The following is a 21,203-nucleotide window of genomic DNA, read 5'->3' as shown; positions in this document are numbered from 1 at the left end:
CGCATATTCTCTTCCGAAAACCGCTTCGCGCCTTTCGGGAACATGCTCTAAAGATCGATCGGCTTCTCATGCGTGTGGAAAGCTGCGATCCGGCGGAAGAGGGGCGTGTCGTAGCGCGGGGGAACCGGCTCGGCGCGCGACAGCCAGCGGAAAACCACGTCATCCTCGGCGTCCAGCAGCGCTTCGAGATCGTCGAGCTCGGCCTCGGGCAGAGAATCGACCGTGGCGTCGACGAAACGGCCCATCAATATGTCCATCTCGCGCATGCCGCGGCGCCAGGCGCGAATTTTTATGCGCTTGCGGCGGATGTCGGAATCGTCTGGCGTCGAGTGGCTCAAGGGCGGAAATCCGCGGGCGGACAGGGGCCGAGTACAAGAATTCGCGCGCCGGGCCGCCATTTCGGGCGCCGGCGCGAGACCGCAGGGATTAGCGCAGCCGGCGGCGAAAAGATAGATCATCCACAGCCTGTGCGAAGCCGTTCGAGACTGTCGCCGAGACAGTTGCAATCACGCTTCGATTACGGCATAAGGACCCCCGTCGCGTCGCCGCGACACGGATGCGGGTGTAGCTCAGGGGTAGAGCACAACCTTGCCAAGGTTGGGGTCGAGGGTTCGAATCCCTTCGCCCGCTCCAAAGATCATCGCTTCAGATGATAGGCGACTTGCTTACGGGCGCCGTCCCGTTGTCCGCGGCCTAGGCCCGCGGCCCTCCTCACCCACAGGACAAAAATCCCCGACGCTCTACGCAGCGTTTTGCCGCGCCGACCGCGCGGCGCCCGATTCGGCGGGCTCGAGCCGGAAGGACCGCGGCCTCTCGAACAAAAAGCGGAATCGCCCCCGCTCGGTCACGCGATGCAGCAGCAGCGGGAAGGTGACGCCGGCCATAGTGACGATGAGCGAGGCCAAGCCCACGCTATCCACGAGATCATGATCGACGATCAGCTTGCGGGCGGCCGCCATCGGCAGAAAGAATCCGAGATAGATGGCCAGCGAATTGGCGCCGCAGTAGCGGAGCCATTCCATCGACGGAAGATCGGCGAGCAGAGCGGCCCCGGCGATGACCGCCGCAGCGCCGGCGAAGCCCGTGACGAGGCTGACCAGCGGCAGCGAGGCGAGATTCGGATAATCCGCCGAGGGCGAGGGCGAGAAAGCCAGAGCCGTGTCGGCCATAGCCCAGCCGAGCAGCCAGCAGAGCGCCTCGCGCGGATGCCGCCGCGCCGATTCGGCCAGAGCGAAGACCTGCGGCGCGAACAGATAGCCGGACAGGAAGTAGACATAGCGGGCGGCGAATTCGTCGGGAACCGCCCAGCCGGTCTCGATCGGCGCCATCTCCAGCAGAGCGGCCGCCAGCAGCATGATCGGCGTCGGAACGAGGCGCAGCAGCTTGGTGGCGACGAAAAAGATCGGCAGCAGATAGATGAACCACAAGGTTCCGAACGGCTCGACCAGGGCGAGCGCCAATTGCCCGAGCGCGGTCAGCGGATCGGCGCCGGGCCGCAGCGCGCTCTTGAACAGCCATTGGATGAACAGCCACAGGCAATAGAAATAGGCGAAATGCGCGACCTTTTTGTCGAGATAGCTCCGCCAGTCCTGATCGATGGCGCGCGACAGAAAGAGCCCGGCGATGAAGAAGAAGCCGGGAATGCGAAACGGCTTGGCGAAAGCCACCAGCCAATGCAGCAGCCCCTCGCCCCCCATGGCCTCCCCGACGCCGAGCGCGGAGTGCATCATGACGACGAGGATGACGCTTATCCCTTTCGCATTATCGATCCATGCGATCCGAGCTTCTCTCATCGGCGCCCACCTCCACGCGTCTGGCAGGCGCAGCAGAAATGCGCGCGCTTCGCGGAGTGAAGTCGCTCAATAGCCGAGGAAAGTTACGGAAGTCTCCGCATAAGGCGCAGCTCGCCCGCGGGCGTCGCGCTCATTCGGCGAAGGGCGAATCGGTGGCGGCGAGAGCTTGGGTCGCGTCCGACGAAGATAAGAACTGCAACTGCACTTATAGTCCTATGATGCCACTTGGCTTCGTCCGACCGCCGCGTTCATCCATCCAGGGAGGCCAGCACGAAATCGGCACGCGCCACCGTAGTGCTCTTCGGCAGGTGCACCACCTCATACTCCAGCGCCGGATAGGTCTCCATGAGGCGGCGATACTCGACCACCGCCGCATCGAACCCGTGCTTGCGATCCATATCGGTCACATAGATGTCGGGCCAAGGCGGCGCCATGAACATGCGGCGATGATAGCGATGCGTCATGCATAACGGACGCAGGACCGGTTCGCCGATCAAAGCTTCCAATGCCGACGCCGCGTCGACAAGGCCGCGATCGAAGAACACCCAGCCCTTTTGCTCCACCGCCGCCACGTGGTCCGCCAGCGCCATGTCGATTGCGCGACGCAGAAACATCGCGAGATCGCCCCACGGCAATGCGTTGCCACCGCAGGCCGTTTCCTCGGCGATGATGCGGCGACCGGGTTCTTCCACGACGACATGGCCGCGAGCCTTCAACTCGGCCAGGAGGGTCGACTTTCCTGCGCCCGAACTGCCGGAAATCATGACAAGTCGATTCTTCAAGAGGCATTATCCTTTCACCGGAATGGCCACATAGTATGGAAACCACATGTCTTCTCCGATCCTGACCCGTCGTACCGCGATCGCCTCGATGACAATGGCTGTCGCAGCGCCGCTGTCGACCTCTTCCAAAACCCTGAGCAGCCCTCGAGGCATCGAAGCCGAGCTCGAGGAGCTCGAAGCGCGCAGCGGTGGGCGGCTGGGTGTGGCCATGCTGGATTGCGCGACGGGTCAGATCATAGGTAACCGAATCGACGAGCGCTTTGCCATGTGCAGCACAATGAAGGCGCTGGCCGTCGCCCATGTCCTGGCCCGTGTCGACCTCGGACAGGAAAGGCTCGACCGGCGCATGGTCTTTACCGAGCGTGACCTGGTGATCCCTTACAAGGCGACCCAACCTCATGTCGGCCCTGAAGGCATGTCGATCGAGGCGCTTTGCGAGGCGGCTATCACCGTCAGCGACAGCACCGCCGCCAATCTGTTGCTGACCAGCTTTGGCGGTCCGACCGCTCTTACCGCCTATTTGCGATCCCTCGGCGATCATGTCACGCGGTCCGATTTCTTTGAATTGACGCTCAATGTCGTAAAGCCGGGCGAAACGCACGATACGACGACGCCCCGCGCCATGGTCGGGACATTGCGCCGGCTGCTATTGGGCGACGCCCTTTCCGAAGCGTCGCGTGCAAGGTTGACGAGTTGGATGGTCGAGGCCAAGGACGCGGCCACGCGACGCTTGCGCGTCGGACTGCCTGCCGGATGGCGCATTGCGAACAAGCCCGGCACTTGGGAGGGAATTTCCACCAACGATATTGGTGTGATCTGGCCGCCCGGCCGTGAGCCGATCGTAGTCGCCGCCTATCTCGGAAACGCGCCAGGCTCCACTGCGGCGCAGGAAAGCGTTTTGGCGAGTGTCGCCAGAATAATGGCTGAACGAGCGTAGCGTAACCCTACCGCCGGACGGCGATCGGCCGTTTTAGGCTGCAACAACGTCAGGCGATGGAATGGAAACGGCGGTTCGCCACGCCGCTTGCGGTCTTGCGGCAAGAATACCGGACCGAAGAGGAAAATCGGCCGAACTGGCGGACCACGACCGATAGCGATGATCACTACGTCTTCGCTGTGGCACTATGAGGCGTCTATTCTGAGCGGAACGCATCGCCCTTTTGGGCGCGCGCCAATGACAGCTCGACGATTCTGCCCGCAACCCTTTCCACGTCCTTCCACTTCATCACGAGCTTGCCGTGGTCCATCCCATAGTCGGCAACAATGTCCCTTAGTTGGTCCAGCGACAGAGCGGAAAGCCGCGACCGAAGCGTAGCTTCACCCTCCCGCGCCAATGCAATCGGATCCAGCACTGCTGCCGGGCGACGATTTTTCGGGCGCTCCGCATCGGCGGCGCGCTTGGGTGCTGGGCTTTCGCCGTGCTTATCGCTGAGGCCGAGCGCGACGGCAATCTGCTCAGCGAACACGGGATCGCGCTCGGCCTGATCGGCTACGACGCGGGCAAGATCGAGAAGAACCTTCCTCACTTTCATGGTCAGCCCTCTAGCTTGGCAAGTACCTCTCCGGCGAGGCTCCTATATGAATCAGCTAGGCCGCGAGGATATTTCCCCTTCAAGGTTCTTTGGTGCTCCAAATGTTCAGCCGCAGCGGCAACGGCGTCCGTTTCAGGAATCACCGTGTCAAAGACATGAGGCCCTTTTCCAGCATCTTCCTCCCCTTTCAAGCGACGTAACCCGTTGATGTGCGTTGTGGATTGAGCGCGATATTTAGTAATGGCGATGCCCAGCGGCTCAATAGGTTCCGCTATCTCCTGCGAGAACTCGCGGACTCGCGTAACAATCTGCGGGATACCGTATGTCGAGAGAATGTCGGGGATAGTCGGAATGATGTAGCCCTGCGAGATGCGCAGGCCGTTCAGGGTGATGATGCCAAGATTCGGGGGGCAGTCCACAATGACAACGTCATAGTCGTCCAGCTTGGACTTCACAGCCCGCCACAGAAGCTCAATCGGATTGACAGAGTAGAACTTGCCGCTGGGCGTGGATGCCAGTTGATCCTGCACGTCGATCAGATCGAGGCTGGACGGCAAAAGGTCGATAGTGTGAGCAGCCGATACATCGGAGACACCCTTCTGCAAGGCGGCGTCAAAATCGAACTGCTTATTGTTCGGCTCCAGCGCATCCTTGAACAGCCGGGCCAGCGTGCGGCCGCTGTCGTTTAGCTTGCGCCACTTCTCCTCACCGATCAGCATAGTGGTGGCGTTCGTCTGCGGGTCCAGGTCGATCACAAGCACCCGCTTGTGGAACCCGCCCGATAGCGTCTCCGCTAGGGCGACAGTGGTAGTCGTCTTGCCAACACCGCCCTTCAAATTGATTGTAGAAATAACATGCGCCATTGGAACCTTCCTTCTCCGTAGCCAAGCTTTCACTTGAGAACGGCGAAACACAGGCCCTGACGCGAGCGCGGCGATAGGCTGCGGGAAGTCGGTTGACCGTGAGCGCCAATTGGCCACGACCTGCCGCGACACGCGCGCAATCTCAGCGATCTCGTTGATGCCAACGAGTTCGTAGTCTATCGCCACCGAATCAACTTTCCTGTGAACGTCGTAAACGATTTTTGTTTACGACGTTCACAGACTGGCGTCAAGAGGCTCTGCCGCTGTGCCGACAAAGGGTCCGAGATGATGTCTCTGTCGGGTCTCGGGACGTACTGTGCGCCGCTATCAGGTAATAGTTCTATAGCCATATTCCGCACATCTTCATGGTCGGCGCTTGCCAATCTGTCCGCGAGTTCAGTGGGCCAAAGGGGCGCAGCCGCATCCTCGGCGCCGAAGGCGAGATAAAAGCGCATGCACAGCGGCGTCTTAAGCTATTGTGTCAGCTCGCCTTTCCGTGTGCAGGTCCGGTGGCGCATGTCCCGCGTGGAACGTTTTCTTCAATGATTTCAAAGCAGTTTTATGCTCAGAGTGGGTTTTCAACCTCTGGCGCAGGCTCGCCTGGATCATCCGCTTCCCATGCCGAGTGTCGCGTGCTAGGTTACATGTAACCATATTGGAGAACTGAGTCATGGCATCGGCGAGGGACGCGAAGCCCACCAAGGTGAAAGTACAGGAGCATCGCGAGCGGCTGCGCGCGCAGGGCCTGCGGCCGATCCAGATTTGGGTGCCGGACGTACGTGCCTCGTCCTTCCGGGCGGAGGCGCATCGGCAATCGGCGGCGGTAGCGGCGAGCGCCCACGCGGCCGAGGATCAGGCGTTCATCAGCGCGGCGTTCGACTGGGATGATGAATGAGGCGGGGAGAGATCTGGACCGTCTCCGGCGGCAAGGACTATGCGGGCAAGCCGCGCCCCGTCGTCATCGTGCAGGACGACGCCTTCGACGGGACGGACTCGATCACGATCTGCGCCTTCACCACCGATCCGACCGAAGCGCCCCTGTTCCGGCTGCCGATAGAGCCGAACGAGCGCAACGGGCTGCGTTCCCCCTCCCGGCTGATGGTGGACAAGATCACCACTGTCCCAAAGTTCAAGGTGGGCGAGCGAATCGGACGGCTGGACGACGAAGACTTGGTCCGACTCAACCAGGCCGTGATGGTGTTCCTGGGCTTGGCGGTGTCGCCGAGGACGGGCCGGAAAGGGGAATGATGGGAAGCGCCGCGACCAAGGTGAAGCCGGGCGCGGTGTGGCGCAATCATGGGCCATTCAGCCCGGCCCGGGCCTCGGCGATACTGCGGGGATGTCCCGGCCGTCACACAAGCCTGTCGTCACCGTCTCCGAGCAGCTTGAATCGCTGCTTGGCTACCCTTGGCCGTTCCCCGGCCGGCCGGCAAAGCATGACCTTGCGACCTGGACCGTCACCGACGACTGGCCGGAGCGCGTGCCCGTCACCGAGGCGGAAGTGGAGGTGTTCGAGCGATGGTTCGCCGACCTGCTCGATGAACTGTTCGGGTCGGCCCCATGATTTGACCGGGAGACATGCACCATGACCGTGCCGTTGCGCGCCGCCCTCTATCTGCGCGTCTCGACGGCGCGGCAGGCCGAGCACGATGTCTCCATCCCCGACCAGAAGCGCCAGGGCGAAGCCTATTGTGCCTCACGCAGTTACCAGCTCGTCGAGACCTATGTGGAGCCGGGCGCATCGGCGACCAACGATCGCCGCCCCGAGTTCCAGCGCATGATCGAAGCGGGCACATCCAAGCCCGTGCCCTTCGACGTGGTGATCGTCCATTCATTCAGCCGCTTTTTCCGCGACCATTTCGAGCTGGAGTTCTACGTTCGTAAGCTGGCGAAGAACGGGGTCAAGCTCGTCTCCATCACGCAGGAGATGGGCGACGATCCCATGCACGTCATGATGCGACAAATCATGGCGCTGTTCGACGAATATCAGTCGAAGGAAAACGCCAAGCACGTCATGCGGGCATTGAAGGAGAACGCCCGGCAGGCTTCTGGAACGGTTCGCTGCCGCCAATCGGCTACCGTGTCGTCGCGACCGAGCAGCGTGGTGCCAAGGTCAAGAAAAAGCTGGAGATCGACCCGCTGCACGCCGAGACGGTGCGACTGATCTACCGGCTCGCCCTCCACGGCGACGGCGCGAAGGGCCAGATGGGCGTCAAGAACATTGTCAGCTATCTGAACCGCAACCGAATCTTCACCCGCGACGGTGGTCGTTGGGGCATCGGCCAGGTCCACCGCATCCTGACCCGCCGCACCTATGTCGGTGAGCACGAGTTCAATAAGCGGTCCAAGTCCAAGGAATTGAAGCCGGTCAGCGAGATCGTGATCGTGCCGGTCCCGCCGCTCATCGACCGTGAGACCTTCGACGCGGTGCAGGCGCTGCTCAAGGCCCGACATCCTACGGTGACGCCAGCCGCTGTCATCAGCGGCCCGACGATGCTCACCGGCTTGATTCACTGCGCCAAGTGTGGCGGCGCCATGACCATCCGCACCGGCAAGGGCGGGCGCTACCGTTACTATGCCTGCTCGACCAAGGCCCGGCAGGGACCGACCGCTTGCAAGGGGATGGCGGTGCCGATGGAGAAGCTGGACGATCTTGTCGCCAGTCATCTCGAAGACCGTCTGCTCCAGACCGAACGGCTGGAAACGATCCTCGCTACCGTGCTCGACCGGCGGCAGGAACGCAGCGAGCGCCAGCGCGAGCACATTGCCGAACTGAACAGGCGTGCGGCGGAGTCCGAAGCGCGCCTTAAGCGCCTCTACGACGCCATCGAGGTGGGCCTCGCCGATCTGGACGACCCGGCGCTCAAGGACCGCATCGACGGCCTCAAGGCCATCCGCGATCAGGCCAAGGCCGACGCCGAGCGCGCCCAGGCGATGCTTCAGAACTCAGGGAGCCGGGCGGTTACACCGGAGATGCTCAGTAAGTTCGCCCACACCGCGCGGATGCGTATCCGGCTTGAAGGCGGCGGCTATCGCCGCGACCATCTTCGTGCGCTAGCCCAGCGCGTCGAGGTCGCGGACGGTGAGGTTCGGATCATGGGATCGAAGTCCCGACTGCTCCAGACGCTCGTAGCGAACGGCGGTGCAAACGCAGTGCCCACTCAAGGACTGAAATGGCGGAGGGGGCGGGATTCGAACCCGCGATACGGTTTCCCGTATACACACTTTCCAGGCGTGCGCCTTCAACCACTCGGCCACCCCTCCATCGACCCTGGCCGGCTCAGATTCGGCCCCGGATCGGCGCGCACTATATTCACAAGCCGCCAGAGTGCAAATCTTTCCGTAGGGAAATCCACGCCGAAGCGACATTCTCTCGCCTCGTGGCGGCCCGGCGTGGACAGACGGCCCGGCGCATTCTATTCATCAGCCTCCCCTTGGGGCTCGAAACCGCCATGCTGAGATTGATTGTCCGTTTTCTCGGTCTCCTCCTTTTGGCCGGGGGATTTGCGGCCCTCATCGTCGACGGCACGCGCTCGCTGGCCGGGGACGGGCTGCATGTCACCCCGCTCAGCGAAGGCGCGGCCGATCTTTTTCCGGCGCAGATGAAGGCCTTTCGCATCGCGCTGGAGCAGAAGGCCCCGCAAATCTGGGGCTCCATCGTCTTCGCTCTGCTGCTCGCGCCTTTGAGCCTCACGCTCACCGGCCTCGGCGGCCTGCTCATTGCATTGAGCCGCAAGCGCCGCCGGCCGATCGACTATCCCTTACGCTGACCGCCCTTTCGCTGACCGCCCTTTCGCCGCCGGCGCCGCGGGGCCATATCGGGGGCTCGGCGCATATCGAGCGAAAGGTCGATAAAAATGACCGATCACTTCGTCAATCATCATCCTATCGAAGCCCCCTTTCCGCCGGGGCTGGAACAGGCCGTCTTCGGGCTCGGCTGCTTCTGGGGCGCGGAGCGCCGCTTCTGGAAGCTCGGCGAGAGCGTCTATACGACGGCCGTCGGCTACGCCGGCGGGACCACGGAGAACCCCACATATAAAGAAGTGTGCACGGGCCGCACCTTCCATGCGGAAGTGGTGCTCGTCGTCTTCGACCCCGCGAAAATCTCCTATGAGGAGCTGCTGCGCGTCTTTTGGGAGAGCCACGACCCGACGCAGGGCAATCGGCAGGGCAATGACGTCGGCACGCAATATCGCTCGGCGATCTTCTGCTATTCGGACGACCAGCTGCGGATCGCCGAGGCGTCCAAGCGCGCCTATGGCGAGGCACTAACGGGCCGAGGCTTCGGGCCGATCACGACGCAGATATCCCCGGCCCCGCGCTTCTATTATGCCGAGGAGTATCACCAGCAATATCTGGCCAAAAACCCCGACGGCTATTGCGGCCTGGGCGGCACGGGCGTCGCCTGCCCCGTAGGGCTCAGCGTCGATCCGGGCGTCGATCCGAGCTGAATTCGATTCATCTATCGCGCCTTCAACACCTCACGGCATTCGCCGGGCAGCTTGGCCATCGTCATGGGCGGCCAGGTCTTGGTCGATTTCTTGGGGTGCAGCGCCTCGTCGGTGAACCACCAGGCCAGGGATGAATCGCAGCCGTCGCCCGCCGGCACGGGGTCCTGATCCTTGCAGCTCTCCGCATCCTTCGGGCAATAGAGCCGGATGTGGAAGTGGTAATTGTGCCCGAACATGGGGCGCACCTTGGCGAGCCAGGAGCGGTCGCCCGTCGCCTGCCGGCACAGCGCCCTTTTGATGGCCGCGTTGACGAAGATGCGCTGCACCTCCGGCGCGCGCGCCGCCGTGCGCAGAACGGCGAGATGGCCCTCGGTCCACACGCTCGGATCGATATCGAGCCGATCCTCGCGCACCATATCGGTGGCGGACATCTCCTCCCGCTCGGCGCGGGACAATTCGCGCTGCGGCATGGGGGTGAGCCAAATATCGGCGTCGAGGCCGATCTGATGCGAGGCGTGGCCGGTCAGCATAGGCCCGCCGCGCGGCTGCGAGATATCGCCGACCAGCAGGCCCGGCCAGCCGGAGGCCTGCGACGCCGCCGGCGCGAGGCGCTGCAGAAAGCCGATGAGCGCCGGATGGCCCCAGAAGCGATTGCGCGACAGGCGCATGATCTGCCAATTCGGGCCGTTCACGGGTAGCGCCTCGGCGCCGGCGAGGCAGCCATGCGAATAAAAGCCGATCGGATCGGGATCGAGCGGGGCGGGACTGGTGGCGCGGCCGAAGAGCTCCTTGGCGGGCGTCGACGGATCGTCTGGATGGGCGAGCGGCGGCAAGGGCTTAGGGTCCAACGTGCCCCTGTCCTGCGCGACGGCCGGGGCGATCGCGGCGAGCCAGAGAACGAGTGCGGCCGATCTCGATTGGATCATTTCTGCGGCTTTCGTGGCGAAGTGAGGGAGCGGAAGCGTGAATCAGTCAGATTCTGGGCGCTTTTCGGTCTTTTTGCCAGTCCGCGCAGCATCGGAAAGAGAAGGCGAATCGATTCGCCTCGTTTTTTGGCTTTCGCGTCAACCTTACCCTCGGATATAGATTGCCCCTACGTAGGCGGCGCCTTTTTATGCCGCCCTAACTGTGCGGCGTGTGTCTCGTGTTCGTCGGGGAGTGTTGTGATGCGTTGTTTCAAAGCCCTCGGGCTCGTTCTCGTTGCGATGTTCGCATCGATCGGCGCGGCGCAGGCGACCGTGCAAATCCATATCGATCTTTCCACCCAGAGAATGCAGGTCGAGTCCTCCAAGGGCTCGTATAGCTGGCCGGTCTCGACCGCCCGCGCGGGCTATGTGACGCCGCGCGGCACCTATGCGCCCACCGGCCTGCAGAAAATGCATTATTCGCGCAAATATCACATGTCGCCCATGCCGCATTCCATCTTCTTCAGCGGCGGCTACGCGATCCACGGCACCAATGCGACCGGCGCGCTGGGCCGTCCCGCCTCGCATGGCTGCGTGCGCGTCTCGCCGGCCAACGCCGCGACGCTCTACAAGCTGGTGCAGGAGGAGGGCGCGCAAATCTCCATCACCGGCTCCTCGCCGGCGACGCGCTACGCCGCCCATAAGCCGCATCGGACCCATGTCGCGGGCCTGCATCATCGGCCGCATCGCTCTCACGCGCTCGCCTATGGACCGGGACAGCGCTATCGCTCCGTCACCAGCGTGAAGAGCTGGCAGTCGGCGCCGATGACGAGCCCCTTCGGCAACTGACCGCGCTTCGCGGCTGTTTTCAGCCGCGCGGAAGACTGCACGGCTCGGCGGCGAATTCGGCGACGACCCAATCCTTCAGCGCGGCGACCGCCGGCCGGTCTTCGGCGCCGAGGGGATGGACGAAGTCATATTGCAAGCCGTCGAGCACCGGGCCGAAGGGCTGCACCAAAGCGCCGGAGGCGAGCTCGGAGGCGACCAGCGACAGGCTGGCCAGCGCCACGCCCTGACCGGCGACGGCGGCGCGTATGGCGCTCTCCTCGTCCGCGACGACGGTTCCGACCTCCGGGTCGAAGCTCTTGGAGCCGCGCTCGTCGGCCCAGCGGCGCCAGCTCGGCAGGCGCGGGCCATTGGCGTGCGGCCCCCATTCGCGGTGAATGAGCGTCGCCCCGGCGAGATGCTTGGGGCGGCGTATGTCGAGGCGCGGACTGCACACGGGCGCGTAGCGGTCTGTGAACAGCGGCGTCGCCACCTGGCCGGAATATTGGCCGACGCCGCAGCGGATCGCCGCATCCGCCTCGCCGGCGCGCAGATTGGCCGGGCGGTCGGAGGCGTGCAGCCGCAGATCCCAGCCCGGATTCTGGCCGCGGAAGGATTCGGCGCGCGGCGCCAGCGCCCGCGAGGTGAAGGCGACAGTGGCGGAGAGGGTCGCCGCCTGCTTGCGCTCGCTCGGCCGGCGCGCGCGATCCACCGCCTCGGCCATGGAATCGAAGGCGACGCGCAAATCGAGATAGAGCGCAAGACCTTGCGGCGTCAGCGCGACCTCGCGCGCCTTGCGCGTGAAGAGACGCAGGCCGAGCTCGGTTTCGAGACCCCGGATCTGATGGCTGATCGCCGTCGGCGTGACGCCGAGTTCCGCAGCGGCGAGCTTGAAGCTCTCGCGCCGCGCCGCCGCCTCGAACGCGCGCAAGGACACAAGCGAGGGCAGAGCCCGCATCGCCGCCTCCTATGGATGAGAATTATTCATCTCATGGAGCCGATCAGGCGGCTTGTCAAAAGCTTTGCCGTAAGATGATGAATGAATTCAGCTCATCTATCAGGAAGGGCGCTCCCTTCTCCCGTTCACGGGAGAAGGTGGCCCCGCGAAGCGGGGTCGGATGAGGGTCCCCGCAGCATTCGCGCTTTTCCGCAGCGCGCGGCAGTCCCTCGAGCCTTCATCCGACCCTCGCTGACGCGAGGGGCGCCTTCTCCCACAAGTGGGAGAAGGAGAGAGCCCGCCCTTCTTCAGCCGGCGAGCTGGCGCAGAACGTAGGGCAGAATGCCGCCATTCTTGAAATATTCGAGCTCGTCCAGCGTATCGATGCGCGCCAGCAGCGGGACGCTCACGATTTTTCCGTCGGGATAGGCGATCTCGGCATGCAGCGTCTGGCGCGGGGTCAGCGTGTCGCCGGCGAGACCGTGGATCGTCACCTTCTCCGCCCCGGTGAGGCCGAGCGAGGCCCAGCTCGTCCCCGCCTCGAAGGTCAAAGGCAGAATGCCCATTCCGACGAGATTGGAGCGGTGGATTCGCTCGAAGCTCTGCGCGATGACGGCGCGCACGCCGAGCAGCATGGTCCCCTTTGCCGCCCAGTCGCGCGAGGAGCCATTGCCATATTCGGCGCCGGCGAAGACGACCAGCGGCGCGCCCTCCTCGGCATATTTCGCCGCGGCGTCGTAGATGGAGAGCGTCTCGCCATCGGGGAAATGCTTGGTGGCGCCCCCCTCCGGCGTATTGCCCGCCTCATCGCGCAGAATATGGTTCTTGATGCGGATGTTGGCGAAAGTGCCGCGCATCATCACCTCGTGATTGCCGCGGCGCGTGCCATATTGGTTGAAATCCGCCGGCGAGACTTGGCGCTCGGTGAGCCAGTGTCCCGCGGGCGAGGCGGCTTTGATCGAGCCCGCTGGCGAGATGTGGTCGGTGGTGATCTTATCGCCGAACAGCGCCAGAATGCGCGCGTCGACAATGTCCTGGATCGGCTTGGGCTCTTTGGTCAGCCCCTCGAAATAGGGCGGATTGCGCACATAGGTGGAGCCGCCCGACCATTTATAGGTCTCGCCCGAGGGGGCGTCGACCTTGCGCCAATGCTTGTCGCCCTCGAAGACATCCGCATAAGTGTCGCGGAACAGCGAGCGCGTCACATTCTTGCGGATGTATTTCTGAATGTCGGCGTTGCTCGGCCAGATGTCGCGCAGGAAGACCGGCTCGCCCTTCTTGTCATGGCCGAGCGGCTCCTTGGTCAGATCCTTGGCCACAGAGCCCGCCAGCGCGAAGGCGACGACGAGCGGCGGCGAGGCGAGATAGTTCGCCTGCACATCCGGATTGACGCGACCCTCGAAATTGCGATTGCCGGACAGCACCGCCGCCGCGACAATGTCATGATCGTTGATCGTCTTGGAGACGGGCGCCGGCAGCGGACCGGAATTGCCGATGCAGGTGGTGCAGCCGAAGCCGACGAGATTGAAGCCGAGCTTGTCGAGATCCTTCTGCAGGCCAGCCTTATCGAGATATTCGGCGACGACGCGGCTTCCCGGCGCGAGCGAGGTCTTCACCCAAGGCTTTACCTTGAGGCCGCGCTCATGGGCGGCGGCGGCGAGCAGGCCGGCGCCGATCAGCACGCTCGGATTTGAGGTGTTGGTGCAGGAGGTGATCGCCGCGATGACGACGTCGCCATGGCCGAGATCGTAATTCGTCCCCTCGACCGAGAAGCGCTGCGTCACATCGCCGGGCTTCTTATATTCACTCGCGAGCGCGCTCGCGAAAGCGGTTCCCACATCCTCGAGCGCGACGCGGCCCTCCGGGCGCTTCGGCCCGGCGAGGGACGGAACAACGGTCGAAAGATCGAGCGAGATCGTGTCGGTGAATTCCGGATCGGGCGTGTCGGCCTCGCGGAAGAGCCCTTGCGCCTTGGCGTAGGCCTCGACGAGATCGATGCGTGAATTGGAGCGGCCGGACATTTTCAAATAGTCCAGCGTCTCCTCGTCCACGGGGAAGAAGCCGCAGGTCGCGCCATATTCCGGCGCCATATTGGCGATGGTCGCGCGATCGGCGAGCGAGAGATGCGGCAACCCCTTGCCGAAAAACTCGACGAATTTGCCGACAACGCCCTTCTTACGCAGCATTTGCGTGACGGTGAGCACGATATCGGTGGCGGTGACGCCCTCTTTCGGCTCGCCTGTCAGCTCGAAGCCGACGACCTCCGGAATGAGCATCGAAAGCGGCTGGCCCAGCATGGCGGCCTCCGCTTCGATGCCGCCGACTCCCCAGCCGAGGACGGCGAGACCGTTCACCATTGTGGTGTGCGAATCGGTGCCGACCAGAGTGTCGGGATAGGCGTATTCGATCGTCTCCTTCTTGCCGTCGACGTTGCGGCTCTTCTCCTTCTTCGTCCAGACGGTCTGGGCGAGATATTCGAGATTGACCTGATGACAAATGCCCGTGCCCGGCGGCACGACGCGGAAATTGTCGAAGGAAGATTGGCCCCATTTCAAAAAGCGATAGCGCTCGCCATTGCGCTCATATTCGAGCTCGACATTGGCCTCGAGCGCTTTTCTAGTGCCGAATTCGTCGACGATAACGGAGTGATCGATGACGAGATCGACCGGCACCAGCGGATTGATCTTCTGCGGATCGCCGCCGAGCGCGACGAAAGCGTCGCGCATCGCCGCGAGATCGACGACGGCGGGAACGCCGGTGAAATCCTGCATCAGCACGCGGGCCGGGCGGAAGGCGATCTCACGTTCGGCCTTGCCCTTCTCGGTCAGCCATTTGGAGAAGCCTTCGATATTCTCCTTGGTGACGGAGCGGCCGTCCTCGTTGCGCAGCAGATTCTCGAGCAGCACGCGCAGGGAATAGGGCAGTCGCGAGACGCCCTCGAGGCCATTGGCCTCGGCCGCCTTCAGCGAGAAAAAGTGATAGGTGTCGTCTCCGACCTTTAGCGTCTCTAGGGCTTTGAAACTGTCGAGTGACGGCATTTCGCGCTTCCTTCGCTTGGAGTCGATGACAGGCGCGGACAGAAGTCATTGCGAACGAAGCGAAGCAATCCAGAGCCGTGGGCCGCGGCTCTGGATTGCTTCGTCGCTTCGCTCCTCGCAATGACGGGACGTCGCGCCATCCGCGAACCTTGTAGAGAATTTCGGGCCAGCCGGCAAAACGAAACAAGGGACGCGTCGCCGCGTCCCTCGAATAATATGAATAGGCGAAAGCCTCAGCCCGCTCTCATCGCCTCGGGCTTGGTCTTATTGCGCTTGACCATCAGCTTGTTGAGCGCCGCCACGTAAGCGCGCGCCGAGGCGACCAGCGTATCCGGATCGGCGCCGCGGCCCGTCACCGATTTTCCGTCCTCCGACAGACGCACGGAGACTTCCGCTTGGGCATCGGTGCCTTCGGTGACAGCATGGACCTGGAACAATTCGAGCGAGGCCTCATGCGGCGCCAGCGCTTTGATGGCGTTGAAGATCGCATCGACAGGACCATTGCCGGTCGCCTGATGCGTCTTCTTCTCGCCGTCTATGTCCAAGGTCAGCGCGGCCGTCTGCGGCCCGGCCGTGCCGGCGATGACGGTGAGCGCCGCGACCTTTATATGGTCATTGGCGGTCACGATCTCGTCGTCCACCAGCGCGACGATATCCTCGTCATAGACGAGCTTCTTGCGGTCGGCCAAATCCTTGAAGCGCTTGAAGGCGTCCTCCAGCGCATTCTCGCCCAGCTCATAGCCCAGCTCTTTGAGCTTCTCCTTGAAGGCGTGACGGCCGGAATGCTTGCCCATGACCAGCGAGGTCTTGGACACGCCGACGCTCTCCGGCGTCATGATCTCGTACGTATGCGCGTTTTTGAGCATGCCGTCCTGATGGATGCCGCTCTCATGCGCGAAGGCGTTCCGGCCGACGATGGCCTTATTATATTGCACCGGGAATGACGTCACCGCCGAGACGAGTTTTGACGCGCGAGTCAGGAGTTTCGCGTCGATATTGGTGCGGAAGGGCAGCGCATCGGGGCGCGTGCGCATCGCCATCACCACTTCTTCCAGCGCTGCGTTGCCGGCGCGCTCGCCTATGCCGTTGATGGTGCATTCGATCTGCCGCGCGCCGCCGCGCACGCCGGCCAGCGAATTGGCGACCGCGAGGCCGAGATCGTCGTGGCAATGGACCGAGAAGATCGCCTTGTCGGCATTGGGCACGCGCTCGCGCACCATGCGGAACAGCGCCTCATATTCCTGCGGCGTCGAATAGCCGACCGTGTCTGGAATATTGATCGTCGTCGCGCCGGCGTCGATCGCCGTCTCCACGCAGCGGCACAGGAAATCATGTTCCGTGCGCGTGCCGTCCTCGGCCGACCATTCGACATCGGCGACATGATTGCGCGCCCGCGAGACGGAAGACGCGATCATCTCCAATACTTTTTCCGGCTCCATCTGGAGCTTGTATTTCATATGGACCGGCGAGGTGGAGATGAAGGTGTGGATGCGCGGATTGCGGGCGTGGCGCAGCGCCTCGGCGCAGCGGTCGATATCCTTGGCGGCGGCGCGGGCGAGTCCGGCGATGGTCGCGTTCTTCACGCGCTTGGCGATCTCGAGCACCGATTCGAAATCGCCCTGGCTGGCGACGGGGAAACCGGCCTCGATGATATCGACGCCCAGCTCGTCCAATATGTCGGCGACCTCGAGCTTCTCCTCGAAGTTCATGGAGGCGCCGGGCGACTGCTCGCCGTCGCGCAGAGTGGTGTCGAAAATGACGACGCGATCGGCGTCGCGGGCGGCGGAAGGATTATTGTCGGTCATGGCTTCGTCCTGAACTGCTCGGCCCGCTCTGCAGGCGCTCTCGTTTCGTCTTAGCTCGGCAGTCCCCTGAATGCCTGGGCCGGGCGGCCCTGGGGGCGTTCAGGGGCGACTAAGAAGCAGCAGGCTCGAAAGAAGACGCGCGGTCTCGAGCGCCGAGGAGCGCGCCGCGTCAATCGTGATGGTGGCCATTGCCGCCAAAGCTCAGTTCCTCGGTCTCATCGGCGCTGCGCCGATCCGATGATGAAAATACGCGCCTTCGCCTCGGGTTGCAAGCATGAGCGCGCGAGCGGGACGAAACCCGCGTCAGCCCGCCAGCTTCGCCAGCGCCTCGGCCAATATGCGGGTCTGCGTCCAGTCCAGAAATATTTCCGGCCCTTCCGTGGCCTTCACCGTGACGCCATCGTCCTGGACCTGCGCCTCGAACTCGTGATCGCTGGCGATCGGGCTCATGAAGATGGTCTTTTCCGCGCTGGAGCCATTGGCGACCGCCGCCAGCGCGCGGGAGAGAATGCCCGCCTCGTTCGGGGTCAGCCGCCGCAGCGGCTGCTCGCCCACGCGAATCGTCACCAATGCGCCAAAATGCCGATGCTCGGCGGCTGCGACTTCGACAATTTGCGACATCGGTAGGCTCCTTTTGTTTGAGCCGTTCCCAAACCGACACGGCTGCATTTAACTATCAGACTGATTTTGCTGGCGCCGATCATTTTTTTGCGGCGCAGCGAACAAGGCACGATCCTTGAATCCCCCTAGGCTGCCTGTCGGGATCCGATCGAGTGGCCGACAATCAAAATCCATACCTTCCCCGTCTCTGCGGCGGGGAGCGGGAGCGCTTATGAGCTTCGATGATCGCGATACCATGCCGACGGAAATTCGCGGCTACCATCGGCGCACCAAGCATGCGCCGAACCGCTATGCGATGGGTCCGGGCTTTCTCGATTGGACGTCGCAGCCCTCGCCCTTCCGCCTCTTCGAGGGCGTGCGGCAGACGCCGCTGCCCATCATCGAGGAGACGCCGTCCTTCCCCGGCCCTGCGCAGCAGCCGGCGGCGCTCGATCTTCGGGCGCTCGGCCTGTTCCTCGAGCTTTCCTTCGGCATAAGCGCCTGGAAGAGCTATGAAGGCTCGACCTGGGCGCTGCGCAACAATCCCTCCTCCGGCAATCTGCATCCCACCGAAAGCTATGTGCTGCTGGATGCGGTGGAGGGGCTCGGCGCCGGCGCCGCACTCTATCATTATGCGCCGCTGCTGCATGCGCTCGAGGAGCGCGCGACCTATACGGCGCCGCGCGTGCTGCCCAAGGGCGGCTTTCTGCTCGCCCTCTCCTCCATTCCCTGGCGCGAGGCGTGGAAATATGGCGAGCGCGCCTTTCGCTATTGTCAGCTCGACGCCGGCCATGCGATCGGCGCCGTCGCTCAGGCCGCCGCCGCGCTCGGCTGGCGGGCGCAGGCGCTGGCCGATCCATCCGACGGCGAGATCGCCGCGCTCATCGGCCTCGATCGCGACGACGCCTGGCACAAGCGCGAGCCGGAGCATCCCGATCTGCTGATGTGGATCGCGACCGAGCCGGGACCGGCGACGCCGCTCGACCTTTTCGCGCTGATCGACGCGCCGCGCGAGTTTCGCGGCCAGGCCAATCGGCTGAGCGAGGATCACGACGGCTGGCCGATCATCGATCTCGCTGGCCAATTCTGCCGCAAGCCGCGCCAGCCCAAGCCCCCGGCGCCGACGCGCGCGCAATGGCCGGCGCCCGGTTTCGAAGGCGTCTCCATCGGCGACGCCGTGCGCAAGCGCCGCAGCGCGCAGAAGATGGACGGAACCACCTCCATCTCGCGCGAGGCCTTCGCCGCGCTCATCGCCTCGACGCTGCCGAGCGAATCCACTTTGCTCTCGGCCTTCCCCTGGGGCGCGGCGATCACGCTCATCCTCTTCGTGCATCGCGTCGATGGCCTGGAGCCCGGCCTCTATGCGCTGCAGCGCGACTCGGATGTCGCCGCGCGGCTGCGCGACGCCTCGCGCAAGGATTTCGAATGGGCGCTGGTCGAGCTAGAAGGTCTGCCGCTCTATCGGCTCTATGCGGGCTCGGTGGAAAAAGAGGCGACCAAGCTCGCTTGTCTGCAGCCCATTTCCGGCAAGGGCTGCTTCAGCGTCGCGATGATCGCCGAATTCGACCGCGCGCTCGAGGCGGACGGCGCCTTCGCCTATCGGCGCCTGCATTTCGAGGCCGGCCTCATCGGCCAGGCTCTCTATCTCTGGGCCACCGCGGCGGGCATCGCCGGCACCGGCATCGGCTGCTTCTTCGACGACACGGTCCATGAGCTTCTGGGCCTGACGCCGGGCGATATGCAGTTCCAGGACGTCTACCACTTCACCGTCGGAGGGCCTGTCGAAGACACGCGCATTCTGACGCTTCCCCCCTATCCCGATGACAGGCGAGAGCGGCGATGAATATTCAAATCGAACGCCAATATGTCGAATCGCTGATGGCGCGATTCCCGGCCCGTGCAGGGTTCGCGGAACAATTGCGCTTCAGCGACAGAGTCGAGGTCGAGTTCTCTCATCTCTCCGACGAGGAGCTGACCTTCCTCGAGGATCTCTATCGCGCGGCCGGCCCGGACATGCGCGCCCGCGCTGCGCAGCTCGCGACGCTGCGCGGCGCGCTGAAGGCCGGCGGCAAGCGCTTCGAGGCCACCGAGCTCGAGCTGGTTCTGCCGGCGATGGTGCGCTATCTGACCGCCGACGCCATTCGCGGCTGGCTGTTCACGGCGAGCGTCGCCTCCAAGCCTCTGCCTTACGTCATCACCCGCTTCGATTATGTGCCGGCCTCCAACGACGAGGCCGGCAAGGTGATGATCGAGCTGAAATCCAACGCCAAGGGCGTGCTGACCACCAACGCCATTCGCATCATGGCGGCGGAGATCGCGGGCCGCACGATCAACGAGATTCTCGCGGTCAAAGGCTTTATCCGCGAGACGCCCGAGCTGATCGCGGCCTTCGACACGGCGACCGAGACCTATTTCGACTGGCGCGGCCGCTATGGCCAGCAGTTCACCGGTCGCGGCACCGGCTTCCACGCCGAGGACCCCAACGCCTCGCATCGCGACACGGATTGGTCGCGCAAGGATGTCGTGGTGCTGTCGACCAGCGGCGGCGACGCCCGCCTCGTCAATGACGAGGCCATTCTCTCGGCCCGCAGCCTGACGCTGGAATCGCCCGGCGACGTGCTCGGCAATTTCATCCGCAAAGCGTCGAAGAGCAATAAGTTCACCGTCGAGGACGAGCTCGCGGTGATGCAGCAGCAGATTCCGGAACATCTCTTCAAGCGCATTCCGGTGCATCCCTATATTCTGATGTTCCATCTCGATCTGCATCACCATGTGTGGGTGCATGTCGACGAGATGAAGCTCTATGAATATAAGCCCGCGCTGAAGCAGAAGCTGGTGCTGCCCGCCGAGCAGACCGATCTCATCGACATTCTGACCGCCGAGATGGACGTGCTGATGGACGATATCGTCGCCGGCAAGTCGGGCGGCACCACAGTGCTCTGCGCCGGCCCGCCCGGCGTCGGCAAGACGCTCACTGCGGAAGTCTATTCGGAGATTATTCAGCGGCCGCTCTATCGCGTGCATTCCGGCCAGCTCGGCCTCAATGTCGCGACGATGGAGACCGCGCTGAAGGAAATCCTCACCCGCGCGCAACGCTGGGGCGCGGTGATGCTGATCGACGAGGCCGACGTCTACATCAAGCGGCGCGACGATAATATCGCCATGAACGCCGTGGTCGGCGTGTTCCTGCGCGTGCTGGAATATTTCAACGGCCTGCTGTTCCTGACGACCAATCGCGTCGATGATATCGACGAGGCGATCGTCTCCCGCTGCATCGCGCTCATCAAATACAGCCCGCCGGACGATGACGCGAAGCGCCGCATCTGGCGCGTGATGTCGGATCAGTTCGAGCTGAAGCTCGCCGATGCGCTGATCGACGATCTCGTCACCGTCTTCCCCTATGCGACGGGCCGCGACATCAAGGGCCTCGCCAAGCTGACGGCGAAATTCTGCCATCAGAAGCAGGTCAAGCCGGATATCGCCGTATTCCAGCGCTGCGCGATCTTCCGCGGATTGGATGTGGTGCGCGCGGAGGAATTGAAGACCGCCGCGGAGTGAACGGCGCGTCATTGCGAGCCGAAGGCGAAGCAATCCAGGAGCCGCCCCGCGACTCTGGATCGCTTCGCTCCGCTCGCGATGACGGCGAGGAATCGAAACCAAAGAGCCGCGTGA

At 63.6% G+C, this 21,203-nt stretch carries 19 protein-coding genes, 2 tRNA genes and 1 pseudogene; 11 read left to right on the top strand and 11 right to left on the bottom strand.

All coding sequences use genetic code 11. The features are described from left to right. Positions 1-47: 47 nt before the first annotated feature. Positions 48-338, bottom strand: a complete 291-nt coding sequence (locus EDE12_RS03110) for a succinate dehydrogenase assembly factor 2 (RefSeq protein WP_024878041.1) — start codon at positions 336-338, stop codon at positions 48-50. Positions 339-558: 220 nt separating this feature from the next. Here EDE12_RS03110 and EDE12_RS03105 point away from each other — a divergent pair. Further along, a tRNA-Gly gene (locus EDE12_RS03105) sits at positions 559-633 on the top strand. A gap of 107 nt (positions 634-740) precedes the next feature. Here EDE12_RS03105 and EDE12_RS03100 read toward each other — a convergent pair. Together EDE12_RS03100 and EDE12_RS03095 are read right to left on the bottom strand one after the other, a co-directional pair. Beyond that, positions 741-1,793, bottom strand: coding sequence for an acyltransferase family protein (locus EDE12_RS03100; protein ID WP_026599723.1), 1,053 nt, complete (start codon positions 1,791-1,793; stop codon positions 741-743). 248 nt (positions 1,794-2,041) lie between these two features. Next, entirely contained in the window at positions 2,042-2,557 is a 516-nt protein-coding gene (locus EDE12_RS03095) for an AAA family ATPase (RefSeq protein ID WP_026599724.1), read from the bottom strand. Positions 2,558-2,621: 64 nt separating this feature from the next. On the opposite strand from EDE12_RS03095, the gene bla reads away from it, so the two are divergent. Further along, positions 2,622-3,512, top strand: a complete 891-nt coding sequence (bla, locus tag EDE12_RS03090; RefSeq protein WP_026599725.1) for a class A beta-lactamase — start codon at positions 2,622-2,624, stop codon at positions 3,510-3,512. A gap of 196 nt (positions 3,513-3,708) precedes the next feature. Here bla and EDE12_RS03085 read toward each other — a convergent pair whose 3' ends face one another. Then, positions 3,709-4,107 (bottom strand): hypothetical protein, encoded by a 399-nt coding sequence (locus EDE12_RS03085; protein ID WP_036291265.1) that lies wholly within the window; start codon positions 4,105-4,107, stop codon positions 3,709-3,711. A 2-nt stretch (positions 4,108-4,109) separates the two neighbouring features. Next, the gene (locus EDE12_RS03080) at positions 4,110-5,156 is read right to left on the bottom strand and encodes a ParA family protein (protein WP_198029891.1); all 1,047 of its coding nucleotides are present in this window, start codon (positions 5,154-5,156) and stop codon (positions 4,110-4,112) included. Between the two features lie 484 nt (positions 5,157-5,640). Here EDE12_RS03080 and EDE12_RS03075 point away from each other — a divergent pair, with 484 nt between their 5' ends. From EDE12_RS03075 to EDE12_RS03060, 4 genes and pseudogenes are all read left to right on the top strand, one after another. After that, on the top strand, positions 5,641-5,865 hold the full coding sequence (locus tag EDE12_RS03075; protein ID WP_026599728.1) for an antitoxin MazE family protein: 225 nt from the start codon (positions 5,641-5,643) through the stop codon (positions 5,863-5,865). After that, positions 5,862-6,218 (top strand): type II toxin-antitoxin system PemK/MazF family toxin, encoded by a 357-nt coding sequence (locus EDE12_RS03070; protein ID WP_026599729.1) that lies wholly within the window; start codon positions 5,862-5,864, stop codon positions 6,216-6,218. Before EDE12_RS03075 ends, EDE12_RS03070 begins: the two co-directional genes overlap by 4 nt. A gap of 91 nt (positions 6,219-6,309) precedes the next feature. Further along, a complete protein-coding gene (locus tag EDE12_RS03065) occupies positions 6,310-6,534 on the top strand; it encodes a hypothetical protein (protein ID WP_026599730.1) in 225 nt (74 codons plus the stop codon). A 21-nt stretch (positions 6,535-6,555) separates the two neighbouring features. Next, positions 6,556-8,174: pseudogene (locus EDE12_RS03060) on the top strand (recombinase family protein); the annotation flags it as partial. Here EDE12_RS03060 and EDE12_RS03055 read toward each other — a convergent pair. After that, positions 8,145-8,234 (bottom strand) — tRNA-Ser (locus EDE12_RS03055). The pseudogene EDE12_RS03060 and the gene EDE12_RS03055 sit on opposite strands and share 30 nt — an antisense overlap. Positions 8,235-8,422: 188 nt before the next feature. On the opposite strand from EDE12_RS03055, the gene EDE12_RS03050 reads away from it, so the two are divergent. Both EDE12_RS03050 and msrA read left to right on the top strand, forming a co-directional pair. Then, positions 8,423-8,740, top strand: coding sequence for a hypothetical protein (locus EDE12_RS03050; RefSeq protein WP_024878045.1), 318 nt, complete (start codon positions 8,423-8,425; stop codon positions 8,738-8,740). Positions 8,741-8,827: 87 nt separating this feature from the next. Continuing rightward, positions 8,828-9,421 (top strand): peptide-methionine (S)-S-oxide reductase MsrA, encoded by a 594-nt coding sequence (msrA, locus tag EDE12_RS03045; RefSeq protein ID WP_134187977.1) that lies wholly within the window; start codon positions 8,828-8,830, stop codon positions 9,419-9,421. A gap of 11 nt (positions 9,422-9,432) precedes the next feature. Here the strand turns inward: msrA and mepA are convergent, their stop codons facing one another. Next, positions 9,433-10,347, bottom strand: coding sequence for a penicillin-insensitive murein endopeptidase (gene mepA / locus EDE12_RS03040; protein WP_026599732.1), 915 nt, complete (start codon positions 10,345-10,347; stop codon positions 9,433-9,435). A 240-nt stretch (positions 10,348-10,587) separates the two neighbouring features. Between mepA and EDE12_RS03035 the strand changes: the two genes are divergently transcribed. Further along, positions 10,588-11,175 carry a L,D-transpeptidase gene (locus EDE12_RS03035; RefSeq protein ID WP_024878048.1) on the top strand — a complete coding sequence of 196 codons (588 nt, stop codon included), beginning with the start codon at positions 10,588-10,590 and terminating at the stop codon, positions 11,173-11,175. Between the two features lie 19 nt (positions 11,176-11,194). On the opposite strand, the gene EDE12_RS03030 is transcribed toward EDE12_RS03035, so the two are convergent. The 4 genes from EDE12_RS03030 to EDE12_RS03015 all read right to left on the bottom strand — a co-directional run bounded on the left by EDE12_RS03030 (position 11,195) and on the right by EDE12_RS03015 (position 17,552). Further along, positions 11,195-12,109 (bottom strand): LysR substrate-binding domain-containing protein, encoded by a 915-nt coding sequence (locus EDE12_RS03030; RefSeq protein WP_026599733.1) that lies wholly within the window; start codon positions 12,107-12,109, stop codon positions 11,195-11,197. 287 nt (positions 12,110-12,396) lie between these two features. After that, a complete protein-coding gene (acnA, locus tag EDE12_RS03025; protein ID WP_026599734.1) occupies positions 12,397-15,126 on the bottom strand; it encodes an aconitate hydratase AcnA in 2,730 nt (909 codons plus the stop codon). 233 nt (positions 15,127-15,359) lie between these two features. Next, complete coding sequence (locus tag EDE12_RS03020; protein WP_024878051.1) at positions 15,360-16,931, bottom strand: 2-isopropylmalate synthase; 1,572 nt, start codon at positions 16,929-16,931, stop codon at positions 15,360-15,362. 303 nt (positions 16,932-17,234) lie between these two features. Beyond that, on the bottom strand, positions 17,235-17,552 hold the full coding sequence (locus EDE12_RS03015; RefSeq protein ID WP_026599735.1) for a hypothetical protein: 318 nt from the start codon (positions 17,550-17,552) through the stop codon (positions 17,235-17,237). Positions 17,553-17,787: 235 nt separating this feature from the next. On the opposite strand from EDE12_RS03015, the gene EDE12_RS03010 reads away from it, so the two are divergent. Together EDE12_RS03010 and EDE12_RS03005 are read left to right on the top strand one after the other, a co-directional pair. Next, positions 17,788-19,374 carry a SagB/ThcOx family dehydrogenase gene (locus EDE12_RS03010; RefSeq protein ID WP_036291998.1) on the top strand — a complete coding sequence of 529 codons (1,587 nt, stop codon included), beginning with the start codon at positions 17,788-17,790 and terminating at the stop codon, positions 19,372-19,374. After that, the gene (locus tag EDE12_RS03005) at positions 19,371-21,089 is read left to right on the top strand and encodes an ATP-binding protein (RefSeq protein WP_024878054.1); all 1,719 of its coding nucleotides are present in this window, start codon (positions 19,371-19,373) and stop codon (positions 21,087-21,089) included. The genes EDE12_RS03010 and EDE12_RS03005 overlap by 4 nt, the downstream gene beginning before the upstream one ends. Positions 21,090-21,203 lie beyond the last annotated feature (114 nt).

This window comes from Methylosinus sp. sav-2 (assembly GCF_004366495.1).
In the GTDB taxonomy this organism is placed as follows: Bacteria; Pseudomonadota; Alphaproteobacteria; order Rhizobiales; family Beijerinckiaceae; genus Methylosinus.
This window is presented reverse-complemented; position numbering and strand designations above follow the sequence as displayed.

Excerpts from the sequence above, each read along its gene's own strand:
- EDE12_RS03100 (WP_026599723.1), bottom strand. The coding sequence starts at position 1,793 with ATGAGAGAAGCTCGGATCGCATGGATCGATAATGCGAAAGGGATAAGC.
- EDE12_RS03095 (WP_026599724.1), bottom strand. The coding sequence starts at position 2,557 with ATGATTTCCGGCAGTTCGGGCGCAGGAAAGTCGACCCTCCTGGCCGAG.
- bla (WP_026599725.1), top strand. The coding sequence starts at position 2,622 with ATGTCTTCTCCGATCCTGACCCGTCGTACCGCGATCGCCTCGATGACA.
- EDE12_RS03085 (WP_036291265.1), bottom strand. The coding sequence starts at position 4,107 with ATGAAAGTGAGGAAGGTTCTTCTCGATCTTGCCCGCGTCGTAGCCGAT.
- EDE12_RS03075 (WP_026599728.1), top strand. The coding sequence starts at position 5,641 with ATGGCATCGGCGAGGGACGCGAAGCCCACCAAGGTGAAAGTACAGGAG.
- EDE12_RS03070 (WP_026599729.1), top strand. The coding sequence starts at position 5,862 with ATGAGGCGGGGAGAGATCTGGACCGTCTCCGGCGGCAAGGACTATGCG.
- EDE12_RS03065 (WP_026599730.1), top strand. The coding sequence starts at position 6,310 with ATGTCCCGGCCGTCACACAAGCCTGTCGTCACCGTCTCCGAGCAGCTT.
- EDE12_RS03050 (WP_024878045.1), top strand. The coding sequence starts at position 8,423 with ATGCTGAGATTGATTGTCCGTTTTCTCGGTCTCCTCCTTTTGGCCGGG.
- msrA (WP_134187977.1), top strand. The coding sequence starts at position 8,828 with ATGACCGATCACTTCGTCAATCATCATCCTATCGAAGCCCCCTTTCCG.
- mepA (WP_026599732.1), bottom strand. The coding sequence starts at position 10,347 with ATGATCCAATCGAGATCGGCCGCACTCGTTCTCTGGCTCGCCGCGATC.
- EDE12_RS03035 (WP_024878048.1), top strand. The coding sequence starts at position 10,588 with ATGCGTTGTTTCAAAGCCCTCGGGCTCGTTCTCGTTGCGATGTTCGCA.
- EDE12_RS03030 (WP_026599733.1), bottom strand. The coding sequence starts at position 12,109 with ATGCGGGCTCTGCCCTCGCTTGTGTCCTTGCGCGCGTTCGAGGCGGCG.
- acnA (WP_026599734.1), bottom strand. The coding sequence starts at position 15,126 with ATGCCGTCACTCGACAGTTTCAAAGCCCTAGAGACGCTAAAGGTCGGA.
- EDE12_RS03020 (WP_024878051.1), bottom strand. The coding sequence starts at position 16,931 with ATGACCGACAATAATCCTTCCGCCGCCCGCGACGCCGATCGCGTCGTC.
- EDE12_RS03015 (WP_026599735.1), bottom strand. The coding sequence starts at position 17,552 with ATGTCGCAAATTGTCGAAGTCGCAGCCGCCGAGCATCGGCATTTTGGC.
- EDE12_RS03010 (WP_036291998.1), top strand. The coding sequence starts at position 17,788 with ATGCCGACGGAAATTCGCGGCTACCATCGGCGCACCAAGCATGCGCCG.
- EDE12_RS03005 (WP_024878054.1), top strand. The coding sequence starts at position 19,371 with ATGAATATTCAAATCGAACGCCAATATGTCGAATCGCTGATGGCGCGA.